Source organism: Methylocella sp. CPCC 101449, assembly GCF_031921685.1.
GTDB lineage: Bacteria > Pseudomonadota > Alphaproteobacteria > Rhizobiales > Beijerinckiaceae > Terripilifer.
The window spans coordinates 1,074,328-1,099,893 of sequence record NZ_JAPDHU010000001.1 but is presented as its reverse complement, the minus strand read 5'-3'; the positions used below and the strand labels follow the sequence as shown (position 1 = coordinate 1,099,893).

Genomic DNA, 25,566 nt, shown 5'->3' with positions numbered 1-25,566 from the left:
GACGACAAAAGACTTCAGGACTGGGAGAACGACATGGACCTGGGCATCAAGGGCCGCAAGGCGATCGTCTGTGCGTCTTCGCGCGGCCTTGGCAAAGCCTGCGCATTGGCCTTGGCGAAGGAGGGCGTCGATGTGGTCATCAACGGCCTCGACACGCAGCGTCTCGATGCGACCGCTGCTGAAATCCGCGCCGCCACCGGCGTCAATGTCGTGGCTGTCGTGGCCGACATCACCACGGAGGAAGGCCGCGCCAAACTGCTCGCCGCCTGTCCGCAAGCCGACATTCTGGTCAACAACAATGCCGGGCCGCAGCCCGGCAAATTCCTCGATTGGGACCACGATCAATGGATCCAGGCGCTCGAGGCCAATATGCTGGCGGCCGTGCTGATGATCCGTGGTGTGTTGCCGGGCATGGTTGAGCGCAAGTTCGGCCGCATCGTCAACATTCTCTCGGCCATGACCAAATCGCCGCGCGATCCCGATCTCGGCCTGTCGACAGCGGCGCGCACCGCTTTGATCGGCGCGTCGAAATCTCTGTCGCGCAGCGTCATGGTCAATAATGTCACCTTGAACAATCTGCTGCCCGAACGCATCGACACCGACCGGCAGAAGTTCATGGCGGAACGGATGATGAAAGCGCAGGGTATCACCATGGCGGAGGCCCGCCAGCAGATCGCCGATAGCCTGCCGGCGAAACGTTTCGGCACCACCGAGGAATTCGGTTCGACCTGCGCTTTCGTCTGCTCGGCGCATGCGGGCTTCATGACGGGCCAGAACATTCAGCTCGATGGCGGCTCTTACGAAGGTCTCGTCTAAAGCTGGCGCGTGCCTTGCCCTATGAAGAAAACGCATCAGTGCAAAAAGCTGGAGCCCAGTTTTGATTCATTTGGAATCACAGCACCCTAGGTAACTCTTAATATATGAACCGTTCGAAGCCTGCACTTTATCGCGCGCCTCCCATCAAGGGACTTGCGCTCGGGGTCCGCCCGTTGCATTCCGCCGTCTCTCCGGTCATTGTGCCGGCCGGATCATCCGGGCCGTCCATAAGGGGGAGGAAATTCACCCGACCCGGCCGGGATGCTGCTTTGTCCACCGCAAGAACCACAAAGGTCACGAGTTATGATCATCGATTGTCACGGTCACTACACGACTGAGCCCGCGCCGCTCCAGCCCTGGCGCGACCGCCAGCTTGCTGGCCTTGTCGATTCCAATCGCCCGCTGCCGGGCCCGGCGCCGGTCATCAGCGATGACCAGATCCGCGAGACGATCGAGAAGGGCCAGCTCAAGAAGCAGCGCGAGCGTGGCAGCGACCTGACGATCTTCTCGCCGCGCGCCGCTGGCATGGCCCATCATGTCGGCAATCAGAAGACCTCGGAACAATGGGCGACGGTCTGTAACGACCTGATCTATCGCGTCTCCGAACTGTTCCCGAAGAACTTCATCGGCGTCGCGCAATTGCCGCAGTCGCCGGGTGTCGACCCGCGCAATTGCATCCCGGAAATCGAGCGTGTCGTCAACGAACTCGGCTTCGTCGGCGTCAACCTCAATCCCGATCCGTCGGGCGGTTACTGGAAAGAGCCGCCGCTCACCGACAAGTGGTGGTATCCGGTCTACGAAAAGCTCGTCGAACTCGACGTGCCGGCCATGGTGCACGTGTCGAACTCGTGCAACCCCTGCTTCCACGCCACCGGCGCCCACTATATCAACGGCGATACGACGGCGTTCATGCAGTTCATCCAGGGCAATCTGTTCAAGGATTTCCCGACCCTGAAGTTCATCATTCCGCACGGTGGCGGCGCGGTGCCGTTCCACTGGGGTCGCTATCGCGGCCTGGCGCAGATGCTGAAGAAGCCGCTGCTCAGCGAACATCTCCTCAAGAACGTCTACTTCGACACCTGCGTTTACCACCTGCCGGGCATGCAACTGCTCTCCAAGGTGATCCCGACCGACAACATCCTCTTCGCCTCGGAAATGATCGGCGCGGTGCAGGGCATCGATCCGGAAACCGGCCACGAATATGACGACACCAAGCGCTACGTCGATCAGCTCGGCCTCAGCGCCGAAGATCTGCACAAGATCTACGAAGGCAATGCGCGCAAGGTCTACAGCCGCCTCGACGGCCAGCTCAAGAAGCGCGGCCTGATCTGATCCATCCGCGGCGTCCCTCTGGGGCGCCGCTTTTCCCTTTTCGCAGCCTGCAGACGGCGGGCTGAAATCTCAAAGCCGGCAGCAGTCCGGCTCTTATCTTCAAGAGGACTTCCATGGCACAGCAACGGCTCAACGGCGTCATCCGGGCGCTCGAATCCGGCAAGCCCGCATTCACGATGTTTTCTCCGGCGACGGCCGATGCCGCCACCGCTCTGCAAGGCACCAAATATGACGGCGTCGTGTTCGAGACCGAGCACAACGTCTGGGATGGCACCAATGTCCGCCACGCCCTGCAATATCTGCTCAACCGCAACGAGATCGCCACCTCCGGCTCGCTGGCGCCGGCGCTGACGCCGATCGTGCGCATTCCGCCTAATGGAGCGGAAATGAACCAGACCTTCGCCAAGCAGGTTTTGGACCTCGGTGCCTATGGCGTGGTGTGGCCGCATGTCGGCACCGCCGAACAGGCTTACAATGCCGTCTCGGCTTGCCGCTATCCGACCATGAAGAACAACCCGCTGCACGAGCCCTTCGGTCAACGCGGCGACGGCCCGCACGGTGCCGTGCGTTACTGGGGTCTGTCGCAGCAGGAATATTACAAGCGCGCCGACGTGTGGCCGCTCAATCCGGACGGCGAAATCTTCGTCATCCTGATGATCGAAGACCTCGAAGGCATTCTGAATCTCGACGAAATCCTCAAGAAGGTGAAGGGCATCGGCGCCGTGCTGATCGGCGAGGGCGACCTGTCGCAGGAACTCGGCTATCCGCGCCAGTACGAGCATCCGGTGGTGCTCGATCACATGCGCAAGATCGTCGAAACGGCGAAGGCCAACAATGTGGTCGTCGGCCATCCGCATGTCGATTCGAAGAATGTCGAGCGCGTGCTCAGCGAAGGCTATCGCTTCCTGATGGCGGCGCCGGAGCGTACGTTCAACGCCCTCAACAAGGGCCGTGAACTGGCCGGTCGCTGAGCAGAACAAGTAAGAAGAAGAGGTAAGGACATGGCGACTTTCCCTGCGACGGGGCCCGTCACGCTGCGCACCAATCTCGCCGATTCGGCGCTGTCGAAGGCGCTGAAGGCGGGCGAGATCGAAACGCCGCTCGTCAATTGGGATTTCGCCGGTCCGGCCACCGCCAATCAAGGCTTCAAGCCCATGGTGCGTGAAGGCAAGTTCACCGCCGGTGAACTGGCCATCGTCACCTACATGCAGGCGCTCGATTACGGCAAGCCGCTGGTCCTGCTGCCGGCCACCATGGTTGGCCGGTTTCAGCATCAGTTCTTCGTCTGCCGCAAAGAGCGCTCGCCGATGGACCCCAAGACCCTGGAAGGCAAGAAGGTCGCGGTGCGCTCCTATACGCAGACGACCGGCGTGTGGGTGCGCGGCATTCTTCAGGATGAGTATGGCGTCGATCTCAACAAGCTGAAGTGGCTGTGCTGGGACGATCCGCATCTCGCCGAATACACCGATCCGCCGCAGCTCGTGGAGCGTGCGCCGCCGGGCGGTAAGAACCTCAATCAGATGGCGCTCGATGGCGACGTCGATGCGGTCATCCCCGCCGCCGATCTGCTTGCCAACCCCGAAATGCGCACCGTCATCCAGAATCCGGAAGAGACGGCGCGCGCCTGGGGTGAGAAATATGGCTGCGGCCACATCAATCACATGTTCGCCGTGCATCGCGATCTGCCGAAGGAACGGCCCGATGTGGTGAAGCAGATTTTCGCGGCGCTGAAGGAGAGCAAGGCCCGCGCCGGCCTGCCCAAGAGCGGCGAGATCGATCAGCTGCCGATGGGCCTGGAGGCCTGCCGCAAGTCGCTCGAGCTGGTGACCCGCTATGCCTACGAGCAGAAGATCGTCAAAAAACATTACAAGGTCGAAGAGCTTTTCGACGACGTGACGATCAAGCTCGTCTGACGGTCCTTGCGGTTTTCGTGAGTTGAGGCGCGGTCCAGGAGGATCGCGCCTTTTGCTTTTTTGCTGATATCGCCGCGCCTAAGCCTCTAAATCCTTAATCTTTCGGGTATTGAAGGAAACTGAACGGTTTCCATTTTATAATAGCTAATAATTTGCTTTTACGCTGCCGCTTTTGGTGGCATTGTCCGGGCTTAGAAACATTCCAGGGCAAACCGCGTTTCGTTCGAGCGCGATCTTGTCCATGATCCTTGTTTGACGCGTCCGACGCGTTTGACGACTGCAGAATGCTATGCGGAGGGAACGATGCCTGACGAACTCAAATCGTCGCTGGTGGGCGAAGTGCGCGAGCTTCAGGAAATCACCGCGGCCACCGATACCCGCGACTATCTCTTTGCCGCCGCCCGTCAGGCGCAGCGCCAGTATGACGATTACGAACTGATCGTCGACGTCGATGCGCATACGCAGGAAGGCCGCTTCTGGCCGGAAATCCTCGAGTTCATGGAGAACGACGTTCTCAAACACACGGCGCTCAATCAGTTGGCCGGTGGCATCCGTACGCCGCTGATCAACATGCAGCCGGGCATGAGCTTCCAGTCGCTGTCGGGCCGCGTGCCGCATCAGTCGGGCCCGCGCGAAAGCGTTTCCAATCCCGATAAGCCCGGTGCCGCCTTCGTCGAGATCGCCAAGCGCAGCATCGACTTCATGGGCGTCGACTATCAGGTGATCTTCCCGACCTCGATGCTGCATCTGGGCATGAACCCGATGGACGATGTCGAAGTCTACCTTGCCCGCGCCTATTGCCGCTGGATGGTGGAAGTGGTTCTGCCGCAGGAACCGCGCCTGACCAGCCTGATCTATCTGCCCCTGAACAACGTCGATCAATGCGAACGCATGGTTCGCGAATTCGGCAACCATCCGCAGATCGTCGGCTATACGATCTGCGCCGTGCGCCATAAGCCGATCCATCACAATCAGTACATGCGCCTCTATGCGATGATCGAGGAGAGCGGCAAGCCGCTGGTGTTCCACGCCGGTCCGCATTGGGACGATCCGTCGTTCACCCAGCTCAATCGCTTCATCTCCATGCACGCTCTGTCCTTCGTGCACTACAACCTGATCCACATGACCAATTGGATCATCAACGCGCTGCCGGAACGCTTCCCGAAATTGAAGACCGTGTGGGTCGAAAGCGGCGTTGCCTGGATTCCCTTCCTCATGCAGCGCCTCGATCATGAAGTGCTGCTGCGCCAGAGCGAAGCGCCGGGCCTCAAGCGCATGCCCAGCGAATATATGCAGGACATGTATTATTCGAGCCAGCCGCTCGAACGCTACGACCTGAAACTGCTCGAAGCGACCTTCGAGAAGATGAAGGCCAGCACGCAATTGCTGTTCTCGTCAGACTGGCCGCATTGGGACTTCGATCCGCCGAGCTCGATCACCACGTTGCCCTTCCTCGACGATCAGGCGAAGCGCAACATCCTCGGCCTCAACGCAGCGAAGCTGTTCAATCTACCGATCAAGCGCACGCGTCCGCGTGCGGCCGATGCGATCGCGGCGCGCGCCGCTGATCGCGTTTCTTGATCTTCAAAGCACAAGACATCAGGATCCAAGACCATGTCTGAAGTGAATGTTGGCCCCGCTTCGTCCTTCACCGATCCCGGCCGCAAAGTGTTCGAAGTCGGCGGACAAGAAGTTGGCGTGTTTCTGCTCGGGGGCGAGTTCTACGCTTGGGAGAACCGTTGCCCGCATCTCGATGGCCCTGCCTGTCAGGGTCGTTTGCTGCCGCTGGCGACGGAAGCCGTGAATGACGATCGTACCAGTCGCGGTCGCGAATTTTCCAAGGAGCATATGAATATCGTATGCCCCTGGCATGGGATGGAATTCGACATTCGCACCGGCCGTCACCCGACCAATCAGGCGATTCGTCTGCGCAAAGTTCCCGTGCGCGTCGAACGCGGTGAGATCTATGTGACGTTGCGCGGATAATGCGCTGCTGCGCGAATGTCACTTACGACATAAGCGTTTGTTTGCAACTGCCCCAATTCTTTTATTCCACGGCTCCGCTGCCTTAGATGTGGCGGAGCCGCATTCTTGTCACATTACGCTGCCGTATAAGGCCTGCGCCTGGCGCATCTTTCTTCACTTTTTACATTCTGCGAGGATTCATGTTTTTCAGAAACGCTCTTGTCGCCGCTGCGGTCTCGCTTTCGGCTGTTGCCGCCCATGCGGCTGATCCGGTTGGCATTCCCGCTTGCGACGACTTCCTGACAAAATATGAAGCTTGCATTTCCGGCAAAGTGCCGGAGGCGCAGAAGAGCACGTTCCAGATGCAGATCGACCAGATGCGCAAGACCTGGACCGACATGGCGAAGAATCCGCAGACCAAGCCGTCGATGGAAGCGATGTGTAAGTCTTCGTCGGATCAGATGAAGGCGGCGGTCGGCGCTTACGGCTGCACGTTCTGATCTGATAGCCAAGAGTTTTGGAAGCCCGATCGTGGTTCCCACGGTCGGGCTTTCTGTTTACTGAAAGCTGATCTTCGCCGCGCTGATGACGTGGCCCCAGCTTTTGATATCCGCCGTCAAGATTTTGGCAAACGTATTGGGGCTGTCGCCGATCGGCTCGGCGCCCAGCGCCTGCATCTTGCGGCGCAAATCGTCATTGCGCAGCGCCTTCACCAATTCGCCGTTCAGTCTGTCGATGATCGCGGCCGGCGTGCCGGCCGGCGCCATGATGCCGTACCAGGAGGAGACATCGAAATCCTTCACGCCGCTCTCGGCGATGGTCGGCACATTGGGCAGTCCGGAAAGCCGCTGCGCCGATGTCACCGCCAGTGCCTTGAGCTGTCCGGCTTCGATGAAGGAGCCGGCGGTCGCCAAGGCTGTGACCAGCAGCGGAATCTGTCCGCTCACCACATCGTTCACCGCTTGGCCGCCGCCCTTGTAGTTGACATGGGTCATGCGCAGGCCGGTGCGGCTCTTCAACAATTCGCCGGCGAGATGGCCGGTGCTGCCGAGCCCCGCCGAGGAAAAGAACAGACTGGCGGAAGGCTCTTGGCTCAAAGCGATCAGGGCTGGGATCGTCTCGGCCTTCAGGCTGGGATGGGCGACGAGGATCAGCGGCACGAGGGCGACGCGTGAAATGGGCATGAGGTCGCGTTCCGGATCGAACGGCAGTTTGGGATAGAGGCCGGGATTGATCGCCACCGTGCCGTCGGCCACCAGCACGATCGTATAGCCGTCAGGTGTCGATTTGGCCGCCGCATCGGTGCCGACATTACCGTTCACCCCCGGCCGGTTCTCGATGACGACCTGCTGGCCCAGCGCCAGCCCGAGGTGGTGGCCGATCAGCCGGGCCAGCACATCGGTGGTGCCGCCGCCGGCAAAAGGTACGATCAGGCGCAGCGGGCGGTTGGGATAATCGGGAGGCGCCTGGGCGGCCGCCGGTGCCAGCGCGGCCAGTCCGGCCAGGATCGCGCACAGATTCAGGACACGCCGAAAGATCGCCATGCTGCTTCCTCCCCTTTTGTGGGCAGGTTACGCACACGTGTGCATAATAGCAAGTGATTGTAAGAGGCTGCAAGTGGCTAAGCTCGAGCCCTTAAAAGTCAGTGCCAGATCGGACAGAGGGAGGGAAAAGCGGACGGGATACGGCCCGTCCGCTTGGAAATCAGTTGGCCGGCGTCGCCCAGACGGCGCTGCTATCGGCGGCGAGCGTAATGCTCTCGCCGACGGCGGGATTGTGGACCGACGGCACGTCGATGTTGAGCCGCCCCGCCGGCGTCTCGGCGATGATCGAGCGATGGGTGCCGCGGAAGATCGACTGCACGATGGGGCCGGTCCAGCTCATCTCGCCGGCGCCGATCGAAGCCTTGTCGGCGATGCGCATGTTTTCCGGCCGCACCATCACCAGAACGTCGGTGCCGACGGCCAGTGCGCTTGAACAGCCGCAGGGTCCGACCCAGCCCGGGCCGTCGAGGGTGAGCAGGTAGGAGCCGTCCGGTTGCTGCGTGCAGGCCTGCACTTTCGAAGGCAGGAAGTTGGGCGAACCGAAGAAGCCTGCGACGCCGCGATTGGCCGGCCGCCGATAGATTTCCTCCGGCGAACCGATCTGCAGGATATGGCCCGAGTGCATCACGACGATGCGGTCGGACAGGGCCATCGCCTCGCCCTGGTCGTGGGTGACGTAAAGGCTGGTGATGCCGAGGCGCTTTTGCAGGGCGCGGAATTCGTCGCCCGTCTGGGTGCGCAGGCGCGCATCGAGGTTCGACAACGGCTCGTCGAGCAGCAGCACGCGCGGTTCGAAGACGAGCGCGCGGGCGATGGCGACGCGCTGCTGCTGGCCACCCGAGAGCGCCGGTGCCGGGCGGTCGGCATAATTCTCCATCTCGACCAGACGCAGCGCCGTCTTCACCTTCTCGGCGATCTCCTGCGCCGACTTGCGGCGGATGCGCAGCGGATAGGCGACATTGTCGAACACGGTCATGTGCGGCCAGATCGCATAGGACTGGAACACCATGCCGAGCATGCGCCGTTCCGGCGGCACAAAGAAGCTGGCGCCTGCATCACTCACCACCTGATTGTCGATGGCGATGCGCCCTCCGGTGTTCTGCTCCAGTCCGGCCACCATGCGCAGCGTCGTGGTCTTGCCGCAGCCCGACGGGCCGAGCAGGGTGACGAATTCGCCCGCGTCGACATTCAGATTGACATTGTCCACGGCCGCGACGGAGCCGAAGTGCCGGCTCACGTTCTCCAGCGTAATCGCAGCCATTCGCGTTCTCTCCTTGCCTAGATATCTAATTTCTACGGATGATGGATCGATAAGACTACAGCGTGCTGATCCGATTCTTGATGAAGCGCAATTGCGCCCAGCGGAAGAGGATGACCAGCAGCATCATGAACAGGCCGATGACGCTGACCTGTTCCGCCTGACCGTTCGACCACAATCGCAGCAGCACCACCGACAGCACTTCCGAACCGACGGAATAGAGCAGGATCGAGGCCGACAATTCGCGCATGATGCCGAAGAAGGCCAGCACCCAGCCGACGGCAAAGGACGGCCACGCGAGCGCGATGAGAATGCGCCACAAGGTCTGGAAGAATGAGGCGCCATGGACGCGCGAACATTCCTCCAGGTCATAGGACAATTGCGCATAGGCGCTGGTCATGACGCGGACGGAAACCGGCGTCCCGAGCGCCATATAAGCCAACAGCAGCGCCCAGATCGTGCCGTAGATCGGGATCGGGCCGGGCAGCATGGCGAAGGCCCACAGGAAGCCGATGCCCAGAACCATGCCGGGCATCATCCACGGCAGCCAGGCCAAAGCATCGATGAGCCGGCGGCCGCGCCAGCGCGTGCGGATCGAGACATAGGCGACCACCGAACCCAGCACCATGGTGGCTGTCGCGCCGATCAGGCCAAGCAGCATGGTGTTGCTGAACGCCCGCCACACTTCCGCATTGCCGAGCACGGCGGAATAATGTTCGAGCGTCAGCATGTCGCGCGAGTAGAAGCCGAAGAAGCGGAAGAACGAACCGATGGCGAGCTGGCCGATCGGCAGCACCACGGTGATGAAGAAGAACAGGATGCAGAAGCCGAACGTCACCCACTTCCATTTGCCGAGCTTCATGACATTGGGCGCATAGCCCTTGCCGGTCACCGTGGAGAAGGTGCGGCCGCGCAGCAGACGCCATTGCCAGATCACCAGGATGAACATCAGAGCCATGATCGCGAAACTGAGCGCGGTGGCATATTGATAGTCCGGCGTCGCGCGATGGTTGATCGAATTATAGATCTCCGTGGTGATCACCGTGATCTTCGCCGGAGTGCCGAAGAACAAGGGTGACTCGAAACTCTCGATGCCGCGGATGAAGCTGAGAATGAAGGAATTGGTCAGCGCCGGCAGCATCAGCATCAAGGTGATGTTGCGGAACGTGCGCCAGCGCGAGGCGCCGCACATGCGGCTCGATTCTTCCAGCGACGGATCCATGGCGCGGAAGATGTCGACGATGAACAGGAACAGGAACGGCGTCGAATACTGGATCATGTGCCAGACGACGCCGCCATAAGAATAAACGTTGATGATCGATGTCTGCGAACCCGTCGCCCATTTCCATACTTGGTTGAGCAGGCCGACTTGCGGATTGCCGAGCATGCCCCAGGCCATGGCGGTGAGGATCGGCGGCACGAAGAAGGGCAAGGTGATCAGCACTTCCAGCTTGTCGCGGTAGGGCGTGTCGGTGCGCGCTACGATCCAGGCAAGCAGCACGGCCATCAGCAAAGCCGGAATGGTCTTGGCCAGCGAGATGCCGACGGTGTTGAGCAGCACCACCATGTTGGAAGCGGTGAAGATGGATCGATAGCCATCCAGATTGAACTCGCCGGCCATGCCTGGCGGCGTCGAATGCAAGCTGCCGTAAAACAGCATTGCGAGCGGATAGACCGCCAGGAACCCAAGGATGAGAACGAGAGTCAGTACCGCCGCGTCGCGACCGGTGAAATAGCGCGAGAGCCGAAACGCCAATGAATTGGGCCCGGCGAGCGGTTTGTCTGCAAGCTTCGAGCCTCGCAGCGTTCCCGCTGTGTTATCAGTCATGTCCTACCCTCTCGCGGTTCCCCACGCCGATTTCCAGATGCGTTGCGAAAACGGCTTTTAACTGAGTTCTTGTGCTCGGGCCGCTCTGCTGGAAAGCGGATAAGCGAAAACTACCTTACATGGCAAGGCGATAAAAGCCCTTGCACCGCAAGCATCGAGTGTTGGGACACGTCCCGCGTTCAATATGACAAGTCACATGCATTAGGCGTAGCGCGCTGGATGCGGTATAATTAAAGGCAAATAAGGCACGGTCACCGACTGCAAGTCAGCGATATAATCGTTTCTAATAAACGATATAATCGCCGCCTATAACGAGCTGGTGATAGGATAGCGGCCAAGAAAAGAATGAGCCGGCTCGACCCGGCGCAACGGAGAGAAGGATGAAACTGCCGCTGGAGGGTGCCATCGATTGTGATGTGCACCTGAGCGTTCCCAATGTCGCGACGCTCCTGCCTTATATGTCAGACTATTGGAGCGATCAGCTTGTCACGCGCTATATCGATCGTGTCGGCTTCAATCTGACGAGCTATCCGCCGCGCTCGCCGCTCACCGTGCGTGACGACTGGCGCGCGGCGCCGGGCCGGCCGACGGGTCTGGCCGCGCTGCAAGCCGACGTACTTGATCCTGGCCGTTTGTCGGGCGCCATCTGCCATACGATGCATGGCGCCATGGCCCTGTTCAACGAGGATATGGGCGCCGAATTCTGCAAAGCGATCAATGCCTGGGTGGCCAAGGAATGGCTCGACCGCGATCCGCGCCTGCGCGCGTCGATCCTCGTCCATGCCCAAAATCCTGCCCTCGCCGTCGAAGAGATCGAGCGCTGCGCCGGCGACAAGCGCTTCGTTGCGGTGCTGCTGCCGGTAATGGGGGACAGCCCGCTCGGTCGCCGCATCTACTGGCCGATCTACGAGGCTTGCGAGCGTTATGGTCTGTCGCTGGCCGTCCATGCCGGCTCGACCTATCGCAATCCGCCCACCGCCGCCGGCTGGCCCTCCTATCAGAGCGAAGACTACATGCTGCAAAGCAGTGCCTTCGAGAACCTGATCGTCGGCTTCCTGGCGGAAGGCGTGTTCCAGAAGTTTCCCGGGCTAAAACTCGTCTGTATGGAATCCGGCTTCACCTGGATGCCGACCTTCCTGTGGCGGACGTCGAAGACCTGGCGCGGTGTGCGCACCGAAGTGCCCTGGCTCGACCGGGTGCCCGCCGAAATCATCCGCGAGCACGTCCGCCTCACCTTGCAGCCGGTCGATGCGCCGCGCGATCCCAAGATTCTGAATAAGATTTTCGAGCAGATCGCCTGCGACGACATGATCGTCTATTCGTCGGACTACCCGCACGGGCATTTCGACGGCGACAACGGGCTGCCGGAAGGTTTGAGCCACGAGCTGTTGCGTAAGATCGCCATCGACAATCCGCGTGCCGCCTTCCCGCGGCTCGCCACCGTCGAGGCCCCGGATACGAAGGAGACCGTGTAATGAACGCTCCGCTACGCGCCCAGAAAGCGTCCCAAACCCTGATGATCGTCGATTGCGACATTCATCCGATCCAGCGCTCGGCCAAGGATCTCTATCCTTATCTGCCGAAAGTCTGGCAGGAGCATATCGAGAGCTTCGGCGCCCACGTCCGCCAGGGCATGACCGAGCAGATCATGTGGCCGCGCATGATGGCTTCCGGCCAGCGTGCCGATGCCTATCCGCCTCAGGGCGGCCCGCCGGGCTCCGATTATGACCTGATGAAGCGCCAGCATCTCGATCCCAATGGCGTTGAATTCGGCATGCTGGTGGCCTTGAGCAAGGGCGGCATGGAAGAGCGCAATCAGCCGTTCGCCCGCGCGCTGTCGTCGGCCGTCAACGACTGGCAGCTGCACGATTGGGTCGAGCGCGACGCGCGCCTGCGGGCCGGCATCGTCGTCACCGGCGAGGATCCCGAACATGCCGTCGCCGAGATCGAGAAGCGCGCCGGCGACCGCCGCTTCGCGCAGGTGATCATTTCGCCACGCAGCAGTGAGCCGATCGGCCGCCGCCGCTATTGGCCGATTTTTGCCGCGGCCGAACGGGCCGGTCTGCCGATCGGCCTGCATCCGGCGGCCGTGCCCGGTGGCAATCCCTCGTCTGGCGCCGGCTGGCCGACCTATTACATGCAGGAACACCACACCTTCACCACCGGCTCGCAGGCGGCCGCCGTCAGCCTGGTGATGGAAGGCGTGTTCGAGCAGTTCCCGAAGCTGCGCATCGCCATGATCGAATCCGGCTTCAGCTGGGCGCCGGCGCTGGGCTGGCGCATGGATCGCATCTGGGAGCGCATGCGCAAGGAAACGCCGCATATCAAGCGGCCGCCGTCCGAATACATGCGCGAGCATTTCTGGTTCGCCACCCAGCCGATGGAAGAGCCTGAGAATCCGCAGGACATCATCCAGATGTTCGATTGGATCGGTTGGGATCACATCATGTTCTCGACCGATTATCCGCATTGGGATTTCGACGACCCGCGTCAGGTCATCAAGGTTCGTCTCACCGATGAACAGCGCGAGAAGATTTTCCGCGCCAACGCCAAGGCTTTGTATCAACTGTCATGACCCGTCACGTTGTTGCGAAGGCGCAGGACATCGCGCCAGGTTCCAGTCAGATCGTCGAAGTGGGTGGACGCGAAATCGGCGTCTTCAATGTCGCCGGCGATTATTATGCGCTTGCCAACCGCTGCCCGCATGCGGGCGCCGATCTGTGCAAAGGCTTCATCACCGGCCTCGCTCTATCCGATGGCCCCAATAAATACCGGTTGGAGCGCAAGGGCGAATTCCTGCGCTGTCCGTTTCACGGTTGGGAATTCGAGATCCGCACGGGACAATCCTGGTGCGATCCGAAGTCGATGCGCGTGCGTCAGTTCAAGGTCGATGTGGCGCCGGGCGAGACCCTGGTGAAAGGCCCCTATGTCGCCGAAAGCTTCCCCGTGAAAGTCGAGGAAGAATATATCGTCATCGACATCTGAATTCGTTTGCTTCAATCCTCGGTGTCATCCCCGACAGCCGCGCAGCGGCTGAGCGGGAATCCAGGGGCGAGTGGTAGAATGCCGGTCGCAACTGTAACGCGGTCATCGTGCAATGTATTACCACTAGCTCTGGATTCCCACTCGCGCCTTCGGCGCGTCGGGAATGACACGGAAGGCTTTCCGCCACCCAGTCAGGTCTTCTCCAGAACCCGGTCACGCAGCTTGCGGAAACGGTAGCGCGGAATCTGATCGAGATCTGTGCCGGTGACGCGCACCACCCAGCAGGTTTGCGGATGTTCCGTCGAATGGATGTGACCGGGGCCATAGGCCTTGGTGTCGCCGGTGCGCATGTCATATTCGCCGGTCTGTTCGAGAATCCAGGCTTCCTCGCCGTCTGGATTGACGCGGCGGAATTCGCGCATGCGCGTGAGGTCGGTGGCATTGCCATAGATCGCCCAGGATGTGCCGTGCGAATGCGGCGAGCCGCGTTTGCCGCCCTCCTGCACATGGGCGAGGACATAAAAATCGAGTTCGGGATCGTGAAAGAGTTCGCGACGGCCGGGCGGCGTATCGGCGCTGAATGTGCTGGCGACGAAATCCGCTTCAAGCAAGAGGTCACCGAGCTTTTGCGCCACCGCGTCGATCCGTTGCTGAAGCGGCACATTTCCCGCCAGAATGTCGTGGCTGTCCCGGCAGAATTCCTGCAGCGTATAGGCCATGGCGACCTCCCTTTGTGTTTGTCGCCAGTCTAGTCCCGCCCGCTGCGCTTTGAAAGGCATGGGGTTTGAAAGGCTTGCCGGCAAGTCCATTGCGTTGGCCCCGCAAATGGTCAAAAATCCGGCAAATAAAACATCAATATAAGGGCCAGGAAATGCTGAAGGAAGACAACGAGCGGCTGGTGCGCATCGGCCCGGGAACACCCATGGGCGAAGTCTTTCGGCGCTATTGGCAGCCGGCGCTCCTCTCCGAGGAATTGATCGAGAAAGATGGTGCGCCGTTGCGCGTGCGTCTTCTCGGCGAGGACCTGCTGGCGTTTCGCGACAGCGACGGCGTTGTCGGGATCGTCGAGGCGTTTTGCCCGCATCGTCGTGCGCCGCTCTTTTTCGGACGCAATGAGGAACGCGGCATTCGCTGCGTTTACCACGGCTGGAAATTCGATCGGCAGGGACGGTGTGTCGACATGCCGTCGGAACCGGCGGGCACGCCGCTGCAGGCCCGCGTCAAACTCACCGCCTATCCAACCTGCGAAAAGGGCGGCGTGATCTGGATCTATATGGGACCATTGGCCGAGAAGCCGCCGGAGCCGGATTACGAATGGCTGCGCGCGCCGGCGACCCATCGCTTTGTCTCCAAGACCTTCGAATCCTGCAACTATATGCAGGGCCTGGAAGGCGGTCTCGACACCGCGCATGTCTCGTTCCTACACCGTGACACGACCGATCATTCGATGGCTTTAGCGGCGGCCGATGGCGCGCCGCGTCTCGATGTCGATGTCACCGACTATGGCTATAACTACGTTTCGACGCGCCATGTCGGCGACGGTCAACGCTATATCCGCCTCTATCAATACATCATGCCGGCGCAGCAGATGCGCGGCAATGTGCTCGGCCATACCGGCAAGCGCCCGAAAGTGCCGAAGATCGACGGTCATCTCTGGATGCCCATCGATGACGAACACACCTGGGTGTATAATTTCATGTATTCATACGATGCCTCGACGCCGATCGATGAGGATTATGCGATCGACTATGAGCGCAGATCCGGCCGTGGCCCGGAACATCTGGTCGATGGCACCTATCAGTTGAAGCTGAACATGACGAACGATTTCGCGATCGATCGCGACTTGCAGAAGCGCGGCGTCTTCTCGGGTATTCGCGGCGTCAACACGCAGGATTTCGCCTTGCAGGAAGGCATGGGGCCGATTGTCGATAGGACCCGCGAATTCTTAGGCTCCACGGACAAGGCCATTGTCACCGTGCGCCGATTGCTTTTGGAGGCGACCCGTGTCGTCGAGCGCGGCGAACGCCTGAAGGGCCTCGATCCTGCCACCCACGGCCATATCCGCGCCCATGACGACCTCGTTCCGCAAGATGTCGACTGGAAGAGCCGCTTTGCCCAAGACGCCATGGCCCGCTGGTAGGCCAGCCGCCAGCGTTCGCGCTTTGGCATTGGTCAAATGTGCGCAGATGCGCCAGAACAGCGGCATGGGCCGTCGCGTTTCGACGCGATGGCTTTGGGAATTCATAACGAAGGAAGAAAAATGGCTCTCGACAGTTACATCGCCCGGTTGCGCGCCCTCGATATTTGCGATCTCTCCGACGCGGTGGACGCGCTGGGCCTGCCGCCGGCGGTGACCGGCCTGTTCCAGGCCAGCGCCGGCAAGCCGATCGCCGGCCGTGCCGTGACGGTTAAACTGGTCGCCGGCAATGCGCCGCCCTCGGCCAAGCCCCGGCATTTGTGCACGACGGCCGTGGAAGCCGCCGGTCCCGATCACATCATCGCCATCGAACAGCGCACCGGCATCGATGCGGCCGCCTGGGGCGGGATTCTCGCACGTGCCGCCCAGGTGCGTGGCATCGCCGGCACGGTCATCGACGGTCCGGCGCGCGATATCGAAGAGTCGAACCGCATCGGCTACACGGTCTACGCCCGCACGCAGACCTGCCGCACGGCGCGCGGCCGCATCTATGAAGCCGAATGCCAGACGCCGATTGCCTTCGGCGATCTCACTTTGCATCCGGGCGACTATATCGCGGTCGATCGCAGCGGCTGCGTCGTCATTCCCGCCGCCAGCATCGAAGACGTGCTGTCGCGCGCCGAGCAGATCCGCGATCGCAGCGACGACATGGCCGCCGCCGTCTATGCCGGCATGCCGGTATCCCAAGTCATGGGCGGCAATTACGAGCACATGCTGGAAGAGCTGAAGAAGAAGTAGGACTGCCTCTGTGTCATCCCGGACACGCGCAGCGTGATCCGGGATCCAGGGGCAACCGCTGCGATGTCAAAAGTGGCTATGTCGGATGCCGTGCGTTTCGTCAGGCTCTACCACACGCCCCTGGCTCCCGGATCGCCTGCTGTAGAGACCGGATAGATACCTGACACTTGTTCGGACACATCCCTGACACTCCTGCCGAGCGGCAGGAGGCATGAGAATGGGATGGCTGGAGGTGTCGGTGGAAGATCAGCGCCGAGAGTTTGTAATGCTGGCTTCGCTCGAAGGGGCGAACGTGTCGTCGTTGTGCGATCGCTTTGGCATCAGCCGCCAGACGGGTCATTTGTGGTTGCGCCGGCATGGCGCGGGGGAAGAGAGTTTTGCCGATCGGTCACGTCGGCCTCTCGATAGCCCCCGCCGGATGGCCAAGCGTCTGGAAGAGAAGATTCTTGAGGTGCGCGATGCCCACCCCGCCTGGGGGGCCCGCAAAATCGCCGTCATTCTGCGCCGTTCCGGCATCGAGCCACCGGCGGTCTCCAGCATCCATGCGGTTCTGCAACGCCATGGCCGCATCATTCCCGACAGACCTGGACGGGACTTTGAACGCTTCGAGAAGAGCGCGCCCAACGACTTGTGGCAGATGGACTTCAAGGGACGAACCCGACTGGTCAATCGCGAATATATGCACGCCCTGACCATTATCGATGACCACTCCCGGTTTGCGGTGGAACTGGGGGCCTGCCTCAATCAGCAGCTCCAAACTGTGCAAAATCGCCTGGAAATGGCTCTTCGCCACCATGGCCTGCCCGAAGCCATCTACGTTGATAACGGCCCGCCCTGGGGCGGGGGCAAGTGGACGATCTTGCGGGTCTGGCTGCTCAAAATGGGCATCATGACCATTTACAGCAGGCCCTATCATCCCCAAGGACGCGGCAAGAACGAGCGCTTCCATCGCACACTGGGCGCCGAGGTGTTCAATCTGGTGAACTTGCGCGATCAGGCCCACACGCAGGCTATCTTCGATCGCTGGCGGCACGTCTACAATCGGGAACGGCCTCATCAGGCGCTTGGCTTGGCAACGCCAGCCGAGCGCTATCGCCCTTCGAGACGGCCTTTTCCCAGGACGCTTCCCAGCCCACAATACGATGAGGGCGAGATCGTCCGCAAAGTCGATCCCTCGCGAGGACGCGTTCAGTTCAAGGGCCGCACCTGGCCCGTATCAGACGCTTTTGTCGGCGAAAACGTCGCCATTCGCCCGCGCGGACACGACGGCCAATACGCTATCTGCTTCGGTGCCCATCAGATCGCCAGCATTGATCTTAACGAGCCTGAGACCCCAGAATGAGTGTCAGGGATGTGTCCGAACACATGTCAGGGATGTCTCCGGTCTTTACACTGCGGCGTCCGGGATGACACCGAGGTTGCGTTTCGCAACTTACGCCGCCACCTTTTCCAGGCCTATAATCTCGCGCGCCTCGTCCGGTGTCGCCGGTTCATAGCCCATTTCGCGGACGATCCGCACCATGCGTTCCACCAGCTCGAGATTATTGGCGAGCCGGCCGCGCGAATAATAGAGATTGTCTTCCAGGCCGACGCGCACGTGGCCGCCGAGCATCATCGACATGACGCCGGCCTGCAATTGCGACGGGCCGATGGCGCTGACGTTGAACACCGCCTGTTTCGGCATCAGGTCGACCATCTGCGACAGCACTTTCGGCGTATAGGGCATGGCGCCCTGGAAGCCGCGATCGGCGCCGAGAACGAAATTGATGAAATAGGGCGGCTTGTCGAGCCCGGCTTCGATGCAGGATGTCACGTCCTGCAGGAGATGGGTCGGGCTGAACACTTCCCATTCCGGCTTGATGCCGCGATCCATCATGCTCTTGGCCAGGAAGCGGCAGCGCTCCGGCCCGGTATGCATGAGAATTTCGCGGCCATCGAAACTGGCGATGATGGTCGTGGCATCGAGCGTGCACATCTCAGCGCCCGCTTCCATGCCTTTCAACCGCTCCTCCCAGATGATCTCCGGATAGCCATTGTCCTCGCGCACCATGTCGCCGTTGATGCCGCCACCCGTCGAATTGTTGATGACGATATCGCACTTCTCGCGAATGCGCCGGTTGATGTCGCGGTAGATTTCCGGATTGCACGTCGCCTGATCGTCGGGCCGCCGCGCGTGAACCGCGACGACGGAAGCGCCCGCATTGTAGCAGCGATAGACATCCTCGGCGATTTCGGCAGGCTGCGTCGGGATATTAGCGTTCTGCTTCTTGCTCGCCATGCCGCCGGTTGGTGCGATCGTCACGATAACCTTGTTCGCCATGCTGCCCTCCGCTCGCGATCCATCGAGGATACCGTGACTATAACGGGATCAAGGGCGGGCGCCAGTGCCGCATCGTGGGCGGCTGTTCGGGCAGGTTCGTTGTCGTTACATTCGCCATCCTCTCCAGAGGTTTAATCCATGTCCGTTTTGATCCTTGAAGATGGTATTCACATCGTCGCCGACGATGTCCGCCGCGCTTGCCCGGCGCTTTCGATCCTCGCCGCGCCCAATGCGGCTGCGGGACTTCCGCTCGCGCGCGATGCGGAAGTCCTCGTCGCTCTGGCCCATGACGTGACCGACGAACTCCTCGCCGCCATGCCGCGCCTGCGTTATGTCTGCTCGCTCACCGCCGGCGTCGATCATCTGCATGGCCTCAAGGCTTTGCAGCCGGATGTGCGCATCACCTCCGGCCGCGGCATTCATGGTCCGCAGATGTCTGAGCTGGCTTTCCTCTATATGATTTCCTTGTCGCGCGATTTTTCGGCCATGCAGGCCAATCAGCGCGCCCATGTCTGGCAGCGCTGGCCGCAGAAACTGCTGCTCGGCAAGACGGCGGTTCTCGTCGGCATCGGCCCGATTGCCGAAGATATGGCGGCGCGCTGCAAGGCCTTTGGCATGACGGTCATTGGCATCAGCGATGCCCGCGCCAGCGCGCCGGGTTTCGACCGGCTGATGCCGCGCGCGCAATTGCAGGAAGCGGCCAACCTTGCCGATTTCCTCATCGTCCTCGTGCCATTGAGCGAACGCACCCGCCATATGATCGACGACGGCGTGCTGTCGGCGATGAAACGCGGCGGCATGGTCATCAATCTGGCGCGCGGACCGGTGGTGGATGAAAAGGCCTTAGTCAAACGTCTGCAAGACGGAACGCTGGGCGGTGCCGGCCTCGACGTGTTCGAGGAGGAGCCGCCGGCGGATGAAAGCCCGCTCTGGGATATGAAGAATGTTATCATCACGCCGCGCATCGGCGGCATGAGCGATGTGTTTGCCAAGCAGATACTGCCGATCGTTTCGCATAATCTCACTTGCTTCACCGAAGGGCGCGCGGCTGACATGATCAATATCGTCAGATAAGGTCGCATCGCTTCACAAGAACAGGAGGAAACGATGGCTGAGCCGACAGCGCTCATTCTCGGAGTTGGTGCAGGGCTCGGCGCCTCGCTGGTGCGGCGCTTCCGTGCCGGCGGGCTACGTGTTGCCGCCGCCGCGCGCAATGGCGAACGTCTCGTAGGTCTCTTCGCCGGCGATGATCACATCTCCAGCCATCAGGTGGATGCCACCGATGGCGCGGCGGTGGCCGCTCTGGTCGACAAGGTCGAGCGCGAGTCCGGGCCGGTCGAAGTCGCCATCGCCAATTCGGCCGCCTGGAAAATCGCTCCCGTCATCGACCTGAGCGCGGAAGAATTCACCGCCATCTGGCAGGCCGGCTGTTTGCCGGCTTTCCATCTGACCAAGGCCGTGGCGAAGAACATGATCGCGCGTGGGCGCGGTACCATTCTGTTTACGGGCTCGGCGGCGCAGATGCGTGCGGGGGCCGGCTTTGGTGCCATGGCGGTGGCGAAAAGCGGCTTGCGCGCTTTCAGCCAGGCGGCGGCCCGCGATCTCGGACCTAAGGGCCTGCACGTCGCCCATATCGCCATCGACGGGCCGATCGATTCAGCCCGCACCCGCGCCGCCAACGCCGATCACAATCGCCTGGTCGCGCCCGATGGCATCGCCGAGGCCTATTATCAACTGCACATGCAGCCGCGCGCCGCCTGGAGCAATGAAATCGACGTCCGCACGTTTGCGGAGTGGCTCTAACTCCCACCCGCCGCGCGTCGTTCGGCGCGCCGCCGCTCGATCTCGGCGATCGTCAGCTTGGTGCCGCCGACCGACCACAGGCCGTCGGCCACCTCCTCCACCGTCACGTTGACGGTGGGGCGAATGCCTTCGCCGCCGGCGCGCACAAAGGCTTCGACGATATCGTCCATGAGCTGGTTCTGCTGCTCGCGCGTGAAAACGCCAGCGAGATGGCGCACCATGACCTGCGGCATGTTGTTTCCTCACCCGTTGTTTTAATTAAGCGGCGGCAGCGGCCAGTCCGCCCTGCCGTTCGATGAATTCAGCGATCCGCGCGAGACCTGTTCCATCCCGCATATTGGTGAACACATAGGGGCGCTGTCCGCGCATGCGCTTGGTGTCGCTGTCCATCACCGACAGATCGGCGCCGACGAGCGGTGCCAGATCGATTTTGTTGATCACCAGAAGATCGGAACGGGTGATGCCGGGGCCGCCCTTGCGTGGGATCTTCTCGCCCTGGGCGACGTCGATCACATAGATGGTGAGATCGGCCAGTTCCGGGCTGAAGGTGGCGGCGAGATTGTCGCCACCGGATTCGATGAGGATGACATCAAGCGCCGGAAAGCGCCCACGCATTTCCGCCACCGCATGCAGGTTGATCGAGCAATCCTCGCGGATGGCGGTGTGCGGACAGCCACCGGTCTCCACGCCCATGATCCGCTCCGGCGGCAGCGCGCCCGCGACGGTCAGGATGCGCGCATCTTCCTTGGTATAGATGTCGTTGGTGATGGCGCAGATGTCATAGCTGTCGCGAAAGCGCTTGCAGAGCGCTTCCATCAGCGCCGTCTTGCCGGCGCCGACAGGTCCGCCGATGCCGACGCGCAAGGGTCCGTTGGTGCTCATGATCGGAAAAGCCTCGAATATTGGGTTTCATGGTGCAGGGCCGCGAGATCGGCGCGGAAAGCATGGCCGCCGAGATCGTCCAATGTCGCGTGTTCGACCGCATCGGCGAGCGGGCCGATTGCCGTCGACAAACGGGCGATGATCTTCTGTCCCTCGGTCTGGCCGATGGTGCTGAGGCGCACGGCGGCCGAGACGATGTTGGACAGGAAGGTGGAAAGATAAATGTCGAGCGCCGGGCGCAGCGACAGACCGCGGGCGGCCACGGCAGCGGCAAAACAGACGCTATAAACGGTGTCGGCGCCGAAAGCGGCCGCGCAGGCTTCGAGCTTCGGGCTCGGCCAGGCGGCGCGCGTCGCCGCGAGAAAACCCGCGCCTTGTTGCAGGCTTTCAAGCCGCCGCTCGCTGGCGCCCGCAAGAGCGATGGCGAGTTCGGCGATGTCAGTGAGAGCGGCAGGGTCTCTCCGCGCGGCCTGCCAGGCCGCGACGAAGAGGATGGCGTCGTTGCGGCCGCTGCCTGCGGTCAGAATATCCGTCAGCCACGCATGCAGGCTCTCACCGTCGGTGATATCGCCGCTCTCGACCGCCCATTCCACCCCATGGGAATAGGCGAAGGCCCCCACCGGATAAGCCGGCGAGGCCCAAGCCAGGAGCGCCAAATCCAATCCGGCGGAGCCGATCGCGTCAGTCATGCGCGTGTTTGTGTCCGTGATGATGGTCGTGATCATGCCCGTGCTTGTGACCATGATCATGGTCGTGCGCGTGATCATGTTTGTGATCGTGGCCGTGATGGTGGCCATGATCGTGTTGATGATCATGCCCATGCACATGATGACCATGGGATTCGGCGGCCTCATAGGCGCCGCTGTCGGGCTCGAACGGCGCTTCGATATGGGCGACTTTGGCGCCGAGGCCGCGCACCATCTCTTCCAGCACATGGTCGCGGCGGATGCGCAGGCGATTGGCCAGCACTTCCACATTCACATGGCGGTTGCCGAGGTGATAGGCGACGCGCGCCAACTGCCTGGCATCGCCGCAGCGCACTTCCGCCAGTTCTTCCGGCGCGGCGACGATCTCGACCAAACGCCCGTCTTCGAGCACCAGGGCATCGCCGTTGCGCAGGATTACGGCTTCCGGCAGATCGAGCAGGAATTCGGTGCCACGCACGCCCTGCATGACCACTCGACGGCGATGCCGGCCCTCGTAGTCGAGCACGATCGTATCGGCCGCCTTGGCCTGCCACGATCCCTTACTGCTGATGAAATTCGCTTTGATCATGTGCGTCTACAGTCCTGTAACCTGAGCCGGGTCGATGACTTCCACCGTGCGGTTGGCGACGAAGTCGGCGGCCGCGGCGCGCCAGGCGAGAAAATGTGGTGTGCGGGTATGGGCGGCCAGGTGATCGCGGGATTCCCAGCGCTCGACGAAAACCACTTTGTCCGGATCGCTGACGCTGACGTGTAGGTCATAGGACAGGCAGCCGTCTTCCTTCAGCGTCTCGGCCAGGCAGGGCTTGGCTGCCGCCACGGCCTGTGCCTGCGTGCCGGGTTTCAGGTGAGCCGTTGAAATCACATAAATCACGTCGCCTCCAAACCGGTTGGTTCTCTCGCCAACCGCCACCTCAATACATGAAATATCGCTGCGCCATGGCGAGTTCTTTCGCCGGCTCGCAAACGAGCACTTCCCCGTCCGCCTTCACGATATAGGTTTCCGGATCGACCTCGACTTTCGGTGTCCCGCCATTGTGGATCATCGACGCCTTGGAGATGCCGGAACGCGTATTTTCCACCGCCACCATGGGTTTGGCAACGCCGAGCCGGGCCGCCAGACCGTCGGCAACAGCGGCGCCGGAGACGAATGTCACCGAATGCGACGCGATGGCGCGGCCGAAGGCGCCGAACATCGGCCGGTAATGCACCGGCTGCGGCGTCGGGATCGAGGCATTGGGGTCGCCCATCGGTGCGGCGACGATGACGCCGCCTTTGAGAATGCAATCCGGTTTGACGCCGAAAAAGGCCGGCGACCAGACGACGAGATCGGCGAGCTTGCCTTCCTGCACCGAGCCGATATGGCGCGACACGCCATGGGCGATGGCCGGATTGATCGTATATTTGGCGACATAGCGCTTGGCGCGAAAATTGTCGTTGTCGCCGGTCTCGTCCTTCATGCGCCCGCGCTGCCGCTTCATCTTGTCGGCGGTCTGCCAGGTGCGGATGATCACTTCGCCGACGCGGCCCATGGCCTGACTGTCCGACGACATCATCGACAGCGCGCCGATGTCATGAAGAATATCCTCGGCGGCGATCGTCTCCTTGCGGATGCGGCTTTCGGCGAAGGCTAGATCCTCGGTGATGGAAGGATCGAGATGGTGGCAAACCATCAGCATGTCGAGATGTTCGTCGAGCGTGTTGACGGTGAACGGCCGTGTCGGATTGGTCGACGACGGCAGCACGTTGGGCAGGCCGCAAACGGTGATGATGTCGGGCGCGTGGCCGCCGCCCGCGCCTTCCGTGTGGAAGGCGTGAATGGTGCGGCCCTTGAAGGCGGCGATGGTGTCCTCGACGAAGCCGGATTCGTTCAGCGTGTCGGAATGGATCATCACCTGCACGTCCATGTCGTCGGCGACGGACAAGCAGTTGTCGATGGCGGCTGGCGTCGTGCCCCAGTCCTCATGCAGCTTCATGGCGCAGGCACCGGCCCGCACCTGTTCGACGAGCGCGGCGGGCAGCGAGGCATTGCCCTTGGCGGCGAAACCGAGATTCATCGGAAAGGCATCGGCCGCTTCGATCATGCGGGCGATATGCCAGGGGCCGGGGGTGCAGGTGGTGGCGAAGGTGCCATGCGCGGGGCCGGTGCCGCCGCCGAGCATGGACGTGACGCCTGACATCAGCGCTTCCTCGATCTGCTGCGGGCAGATGAAATGGATGTGGCTGTCGAAACCGCCAGCTGTGATGATCTTGCCTTCGCCGGCGATCACTTCCGTGCCGGGGCCGACAATGATGTCGACGCCGGGCTGGATGCTTGGGTTGCCGGCTTTGCCGATCTTGACGATGCGGCCGTCGCGCAGGCCGATGTCGGCTTTGACGATGCCCCAGTGATCTAAAATCACCGCATTGGTGATGACGGTATCGACGGCGCCTTGCGCGCGCGACAATTGCGACTGGCCCATGCCGTCGCGGATCACCTTGCCGCCGCCGAACTTCACCTCTTCGCCATAGGTGGTGAAATCCTTCTCCACTTCGATGAACAGTTCCGTATCGGCGAGCCGGATGCGATCACCGGTGGTGGGGCCGAACATATCCGCATAGGCGGCGCGCGAAATCTTGTTGCTCATGGCTGCCTCACAATTTTCCCATCACGGCCTGGCGGAAGCCGAAGACCTGGCGGTCTCCGGCCAAGGCGACGAGCTGCACGTCGCGGGTCTGTCCCGGCTCGAAGCGCACGGCGGTGCCGGCGGCGATATCGAGGCGGAAGCCGCGTGCCTTGGCGCGGTCGAAGGACAAAGCCGGATTGGTTTCGAAGAAATGATAATGCGAGCCGACCTGGATCGGCCGGTTGCCCGTGTTGGAAACGGCTAACGTGACGGTCTCGCGCCCTTCGTTGAAGACGATGTCGCCCGGTTTTGTAATGATTTCGCCTGGGATCATGGTCGCCTCCCTCAACGGATGGGGTTGTGAACGGTGACGAGCTTGGTGCCGTCGGGGAAAGTCGCTTCCACTTGCACGTCGTGGATCATCTCGGAGATGCCGGACATCACCTGATCGCGCGTCACCACATGGGCGGCCGCTTCCATCAGATCGGCGACGGAGCGTCCGTCGCGCGCACCCTCCATCACGAAATCGGTGATCAACGCGATGGATTCCGGATGATTGAGCTTCACGCCCCGTTGCAGGCGGCCACGCGCCACCATGGCGGCGAGGGAGATGAGCAACTTATCCTTTTCTCGCGGTGTCAGATTCATTGTTTCACCCAATCATCATTTTAGGTT

27 protein-coding genes and 1 pseudogene are annotated in these 25,566 nt (G+C 61.5%); 15 read left to right on the top strand and 13 right to left on the bottom strand.

Going from position 1 to position 25,566, the window contains the following annotated elements:
* Positions 1-33 precede the first annotated feature (33 nt).
* The 7 genes from OIM99_RS04970 (at position 34) to OIM99_RS04940 (ending at position 6,526) form a co-directional block, all read left to right on the top strand.
* Positions 34-816 (top strand): SDR family oxidoreductase, encoded by a 783-nt coding sequence (locus tag OIM99_RS04970; protein ID WP_311849220.1) that lies wholly within the window; start codon positions 34-36, stop codon positions 814-816.
* 303 nt (positions 817-1,119) lie between these two features.
* On the top strand, positions 1,120-2,148 hold the full coding sequence (locus OIM99_RS04965; protein WP_311849219.1) for an amidohydrolase family protein: 1,029 nt from the start codon (positions 1,120-1,122) through the stop codon (positions 2,146-2,148).
* Between the two features lie 113 nt (positions 2,149-2,261).
* The gene (locus tag OIM99_RS04960; protein ID WP_311849218.1) at positions 2,262-3,119 is read left to right on the top strand and encodes an HpcH/HpaI aldolase/citrate lyase family protein; all 858 of its coding nucleotides are present in this window, start codon (positions 2,262-2,264) and stop codon (positions 3,117-3,119) included.
* 30 nt (positions 3,120-3,149) lie between these two features.
* Entirely contained in the window at positions 3,150-4,061 is a 912-nt protein-coding gene (locus OIM99_RS04955; protein ID WP_311849217.1) for a phosphate ABC transporter substrate-binding protein, read from the top strand.
* 303 nt (positions 4,062-4,364) lie between these two features.
* Positions 4,365-5,642: an amidohydrolase family protein gene (locus tag OIM99_RS04950; protein ID WP_311849216.1), complete on the top strand. Its 1,278-nt coding sequence runs from the start codon at positions 4,365-4,367 to the stop codon at positions 5,640-5,642.
* A gap of 33 nt (positions 5,643-5,675) precedes the next feature.
* Positions 5,676-6,047, top strand: a complete 372-nt coding sequence (locus tag OIM99_RS04945) for a Rieske (2Fe-2S) protein (RefSeq protein ID WP_311849215.1) — start codon at positions 5,676-5,678, stop codon at positions 6,045-6,047.
* 179 nt (positions 6,048-6,226) lie between these two features.
* Positions 6,227-6,526: a hypothetical protein gene (locus OIM99_RS04940; protein ID WP_311849214.1), complete on the top strand. Its 300-nt coding sequence runs from the start codon at positions 6,227-6,229 to the stop codon at positions 6,524-6,526.
* A 57-nt stretch (positions 6,527-6,583) separates the two neighbouring features.
* On the opposite strand, the gene OIM99_RS04935 is transcribed toward OIM99_RS04940, so the two are convergent.
* The 3 genes from OIM99_RS04935 to OIM99_RS04925 form a co-directional block, all read right to left on the bottom strand.
* Positions 6,584-7,570: a tripartite tricarboxylate transporter substrate binding protein gene (locus OIM99_RS04935; RefSeq protein ID WP_311849213.1), complete on the bottom strand. Its 987-nt coding sequence runs from the start codon at positions 7,568-7,570 to the stop codon at positions 6,584-6,586.
* Positions 7,571-7,730: 160 nt separating this feature from the next.
* On the bottom strand, positions 7,731-8,831 hold the full coding sequence (locus OIM99_RS04930) for an ABC transporter ATP-binding protein (protein WP_311849212.1): 1,101 nt from the start codon (positions 8,829-8,831) through the stop codon (positions 7,731-7,733).
* A 55-nt stretch (positions 8,832-8,886) separates the two neighbouring features.
* Positions 8,887-10,656, bottom strand: a complete 1,770-nt coding sequence (locus OIM99_RS04925; protein ID WP_311849211.1) for an iron ABC transporter permease — start codon at positions 10,654-10,656, stop codon at positions 8,887-8,889.
* A 380-nt stretch (positions 10,657-11,036) separates the two neighbouring features.
* Between OIM99_RS04925 and OIM99_RS04920 the strand changes: the two genes are divergently transcribed.
* Genes OIM99_RS04920 through OIM99_RS04910 form a run of 3 tightly spaced genes read left to right on the top strand, consistent with a single transcriptional unit; the run spans position 11,037 to position 13,641 of the window.
* Positions 11,037-12,131 (top strand): amidohydrolase family protein, encoded by a 1,095-nt coding sequence (locus tag OIM99_RS04920; RefSeq protein WP_311849210.1) that lies wholly within the window; start codon positions 11,037-11,039, stop codon positions 12,129-12,131.
* Positions 12,131-13,231, top strand: coding sequence for an amidohydrolase family protein (locus OIM99_RS04915; protein WP_311849209.1), 1,101 nt, complete (start codon positions 12,131-12,133; stop codon positions 13,229-13,231). The genes OIM99_RS04920 and OIM99_RS04915 overlap by 1 nt, the downstream gene beginning before the upstream one ends.
* Entirely contained in the window at positions 13,228-13,641 is a 414-nt protein-coding gene (locus OIM99_RS04910; RefSeq protein WP_311849208.1) for a Rieske (2Fe-2S) protein, read from the top strand. Before OIM99_RS04915 ends, OIM99_RS04910 begins: the two co-directional genes overlap by 4 nt.
* A gap of 191 nt (positions 13,642-13,832) precedes the next feature.
* Here the strand turns inward: OIM99_RS04910 and OIM99_RS04905 are convergent, their stop codons facing one another.
* Entirely contained in the window at positions 13,833-14,360 is a 528-nt protein-coding gene (locus tag OIM99_RS04905; protein ID WP_311849207.1) for a hypothetical protein, read from the bottom strand.
* Between the two features lie 152 nt (positions 14,361-14,512).
* Between OIM99_RS04905 and OIM99_RS04900 the strand changes: the two genes are divergently transcribed.
* The 3 genes and pseudogenes from OIM99_RS04900 (at position 14,513) to OIM99_RS04890 (ending at position 17,986) form a co-directional block, all read left to right on the top strand.
* Positions 14,513-15,781: a Rieske 2Fe-2S domain-containing protein gene (locus tag OIM99_RS04900; protein ID WP_311849206.1), complete on the top strand. Its 1,269-nt coding sequence runs from the start codon at positions 14,513-14,515 to the stop codon at positions 15,779-15,781.
* Between the two features lie 120 nt (positions 15,782-15,901).
* Positions 15,902-16,576 carry an RraA family protein gene (locus OIM99_RS04895; RefSeq protein ID WP_311849205.1) on the top strand — a complete coding sequence of 225 codons (675 nt, stop codon included), beginning with the start codon at positions 15,902-15,904 and terminating at the stop codon, positions 16,574-16,576.
* Between the two features lie 217 nt (positions 16,577-16,793).
* A pseudogene (locus tag OIM99_RS04890) lies at positions 16,794-17,986 on the top strand (IS481 family transposase).
* Positions 17,987-18,008: 22 nt separating this feature from the next.
* On the opposite strand, the gene OIM99_RS04885 reads toward OIM99_RS04890, so the two are convergent.
* Positions 18,009-18,896, bottom strand: coding sequence for a 3-keto-5-aminohexanoate cleavage protein (locus OIM99_RS04885; RefSeq protein WP_311849204.1), 888 nt, complete (start codon positions 18,894-18,896; stop codon positions 18,009-18,011).
* A 138-nt stretch (positions 18,897-19,034) separates the two neighbouring features.
* On the opposite strand from OIM99_RS04885, the gene OIM99_RS04880 reads away from it, so the two are divergent.
* The gene (locus OIM99_RS04880; protein WP_311849203.1) at positions 19,035-19,970 is read left to right on the top strand and encodes a D-2-hydroxyacid dehydrogenase; all 936 of its coding nucleotides are present in this window, start codon (positions 19,035-19,037) and stop codon (positions 19,968-19,970) included.
* Between the two features lie 33 nt (positions 19,971-20,003).
* Complete coding sequence (locus OIM99_RS04875) at positions 20,004-20,699, top strand: SDR family NAD(P)-dependent oxidoreductase (protein ID WP_311849202.1); 696 nt, start codon at positions 20,004-20,006, stop codon at positions 20,697-20,699.
* Here the strand turns inward: OIM99_RS04875 and OIM99_RS04870 are convergent.
* The 8 genes from OIM99_RS04870 to OIM99_RS04835 are packed head-to-tail and all read right to left on the bottom strand — an operon-like array spanning position 20,696 to position 25,539.
* Positions 20,696-20,932, bottom strand: a complete 237-nt coding sequence (locus OIM99_RS04870; RefSeq protein WP_311849201.1) for a tautomerase family protein — start codon at positions 20,930-20,932, stop codon at positions 20,696-20,698. The genes OIM99_RS04875 and OIM99_RS04870 overlap by 4 nt on opposite strands.
* A gap of 25 nt (positions 20,933-20,957) precedes the next feature.
* Positions 20,958-21,581 (bottom strand): urease accessory protein UreG, encoded by a 624-nt coding sequence (ureG, locus tag OIM99_RS04865; RefSeq protein WP_311849200.1) that lies wholly within the window; start codon positions 21,579-21,581, stop codon positions 20,958-20,960.
* The gene (locus OIM99_RS04860) at positions 21,578-22,270 is read right to left on the bottom strand and encodes an urease accessory protein UreF (protein WP_311849199.1); all 693 of its coding nucleotides are present in this window, start codon (positions 22,268-22,270) and stop codon (positions 21,578-21,580) included. Before OIM99_RS04860 ends, ureG begins: the two co-directional genes overlap by 4 nt.
* Entirely contained in the window at positions 22,263-22,856 is a 594-nt protein-coding gene (locus OIM99_RS04855; RefSeq protein WP_311849198.1) for an urease accessory protein UreE, read from the bottom strand. Before OIM99_RS04855 ends, OIM99_RS04860 begins: the two co-directional genes overlap by 8 nt.
* Before the next feature lie 6 nt (positions 22,857-22,862).
* On the bottom strand, positions 22,863-23,159 hold the full coding sequence (locus tag OIM99_RS04850; RefSeq protein WP_311849197.1) for a putative quinol monooxygenase: 297 nt from the start codon (positions 23,157-23,159) through the stop codon (positions 22,863-22,865).
* Between the two features lie 40 nt (positions 23,160-23,199).
* The gene (ureC, locus tag OIM99_RS04845) at positions 23,200-24,912 is read right to left on the bottom strand and encodes an urease subunit alpha (protein ID WP_311849196.1); all 1,713 of its coding nucleotides are present in this window, start codon (positions 24,910-24,912) and stop codon (positions 23,200-23,202) included.
* A 7-nt stretch (positions 24,913-24,919) separates the two neighbouring features.
* Positions 24,920-25,225, bottom strand: coding sequence for an urease subunit beta (locus OIM99_RS04840; protein ID WP_311849195.1), 306 nt, complete (start codon positions 25,223-25,225; stop codon positions 24,920-24,922).
* An 11-nt stretch (positions 25,226-25,236) separates the two neighbouring features.
* On the bottom strand, positions 25,237-25,539 hold the full coding sequence (locus OIM99_RS04835; protein ID WP_311849194.1) for an urease subunit gamma: 303 nt from the start codon (positions 25,537-25,539) through the stop codon (positions 25,237-25,239).
* Positions 25,540-25,566 lie beyond the last annotated feature (27 nt).